Raw genomic sequence first — 2,158 nt, 5'->3', positions numbered from 1 at the left:
CCCGCGGCCTCCACCTTGACAGGGTGGCGAGCACTCCAAGCTGCTCCACAGGACCTCGCTGATGTGCGGGACAAGTCTCGCACACGGTCAAACATGCTCCCAACGGGATTTCCACGGTGTCCTTGAGTGATCGAACAGACACGCTGGGGTGGCCCGATGTCGCTAGATGAGCGTATCAGAATGCGGCACATGCCCTGTCCGCGCTGTGGGCGGCCTTGAGTCTCCACCGGGTGGAGACGGGAGGGTGAACCCATGGACGGCAAGACGCTGTATTCGATCGGTGAGCTGGCCCGTCGGACGGGGCTGACGGTCACCGCCATCCGCTTCTACTCCGACCGAGGCATCGTCCCGGCCGCCGAGCGCAGCCCGGCCGGCTACCGCTTGTACGGCGCCGACGCCGTCGCCCGCCTGGATCTCGTACGGACGCTACGCGAGCTGGGCCTCGACCTGCCCACGGTCGGCCGGGTCCTGGCCGGTGAGCTGACCCTCCCGGAGGCCGCGGCGGCGCAGGCCGAGGCGCTGACGGCCCGGATCGGGACGCTGCGGCTGCGGCGCGCGGTGCTGACGGCGGTGGCCAGACGCGGCTCCACACCCGAGGAGATGGATCTCATGCACAAGCTGGCCAAGCTGTCGGAGGACGAGCGCCGCGCCCTGATCGCGGACTTCCTGGACGCGGTGTTCGGCGACCTGGCGACCGCCCCGGCCATCGCCGGGCTCGTCCGGACCCTGACCCCGGAACTGCCCGCCCACCCGGAACCCGAACAGATCGAAAGCTGGGTGGAACTGGCGGAACTCACCGAGAACCCGGACTTCCGGGCCGCGCTGAGGCGCATGGCCGAGCAGCTCGCGGCCGACGCGGGAGGAAGCGGGTTCGTACGCCGCGACCCGGTGGCGACGGTCCGCGACCAGGTACGCCCCGCCCTGGCGGCCGGCGTCGACCCGGCGTCGCCCGGCGCGGACGGGGTGGTGGCGGAGATCACGGCGCGGTACGCGCACGACGGCGGCCCGCGTCGCCTGCTGGCCAGGCTGGAGACGGCGAACGACCCCCGCAGGGAGCGCTACCTGGAACTGCTCGCTGTGATCAACGGCTGGCCGGCCCCGGAGCGCGTGACACCGGCGCTTGACTGGTCGATCCGCGCGCTGCGGCTCGCCGTAGGGCCGACCGGGCGGTCGTAGAAAATACTTTCGGGACCCAGGCAACCGGATCCTCCCTCCAACCGGTTGACCCGGTGGGGGGTTGACGCGACGGGGCAGTGCCGGAGGAGGGCGGTGACGGACTCGGAAGCGGACTTCGCGGACTTCGAGGAGTTCGTCACGGCACGCGGGCCCCGCCTGCTGCGCGCCGCCTGGCTGCTGACCGGGGACGCGCATCTCGCGGAGGACCTGGTGCAGACGGTGCTGGCCAAGATGTGGCCCAAGTGGCGCCGTATCGCGGCCGGGAGCCCGGACGGGAGTCCGGAGGCGTACGCCCGCAAGGCGCTGGTGAACACGTACGCGTCGTGGTGGCAGCGGCGTTGGCGCGGCGAGGTGCCGCACGACGTGCTGCCCGACGCGTCGCGGGACACGGCAGGGGTCGACGTCTTCGAAGCCGTCGACCTGGAACGTTCGCTCGCGGTCGCGCTGCGTTCGCTGCCGCCTCGGCAGCGAACGGTGGTCGTGCTGCGCTATTTCGAAGACCTCAGCGTCGAGGAGACGGCCGAAATCCTCGGCTGCCGGCCCGGGACGGTCAAGAGCCAGGCCGCGAAGGCGCTGGGCTCCCTGCGCGGCCTGCTGGCCGTCAACGTGCTCGTGGAAGGGCGGTGAATGGTGGTGGACGAAGAGGAGACGGTACGGGTGGCGGAGGACGATCTGCGCATCCTGCTCAAGTACGCCACCCCCGAACTCACCGCGTCGCCGCAGTGGATGCGGCAGATCCGCCGCCGCGTCGTACGGCGCAGGCGTCGCCGGCTCGCTCTGCTGACCGCCGTGACGGGCGTCGGGGCGGTGGCGCTCGCCGTCGGCACGCTGACCGGCGCCGGCGTCCTGGACCCGGGTCCGCAGCGCCCCGCGCGCCTGCCCGCCGCCGTCGGAACGGTCGGCGCCTCGTCGTCGCCGGGCGGCGCGGGTACGGATACGGAGAAGGACGCGGACGACCTCGGGCTCGTCATGCCGCTGCCCG

General features: G+C 72.1%; 2 protein-coding genes, 1 tRNA gene and 1 pseudogene (1 of these 4 only partly in view). 3 read left to right on the top strand and 1 reads right to left on the bottom strand.

Annotation, left to right across the window (positions count from 1 at the left end; all coding sequences use genetic code 11):
• Nucleotides 1-55, bottom strand: a tRNA-Asp gene (locus HY68_RS42680) (it extends 84 nt beyond the left edge of the window).
• Between the two features lie 197 nt (nucleotides 56-252).
• On the opposite strand from HY68_RS42680, the gene HY68_RS09395 reads away from it, so the two are divergent.
• From HY68_RS09395 to HY68_RS43620, 3 genes and pseudogenes are all read left to right on the top strand, one after another.
• On the top strand, nucleotides 253-1,176 hold the full coding sequence (locus HY68_RS09395) for a MerR family transcriptional regulator (RefSeq protein WP_041986847.1): 924 nt from the start codon (nucleotides 253-255) through the stop codon (nucleotides 1,174-1,176).
• Between the two features lie 93 nt (nucleotides 1,177-1,269).
• Nucleotides 1,270-1,803: a SigE family RNA polymerase sigma factor gene (locus HY68_RS09390; protein WP_041986845.1), complete on the top strand. Its 534-nt coding sequence runs from the start codon at nucleotides 1,270-1,272 to the stop codon at nucleotides 1,801-1,803.
• A pseudogene (locus HY68_RS43620) lies at nucleotides 1,804-2,158 on the top strand (hypothetical protein); the annotation flags it as partial.

The organism is Streptomyces sp. AcH 505, from assembly GCF_000818175.1.
In the GTDB taxonomy this organism is placed as follows: Bacteria; Actinomycetota; Actinomycetes; order Streptomycetales; family Streptomycetaceae; genus Streptomyces.
Note: the sequence above shows the minus strand (reverse complement) of the source record. Positions and strands in the feature narration are given on the sequence as shown.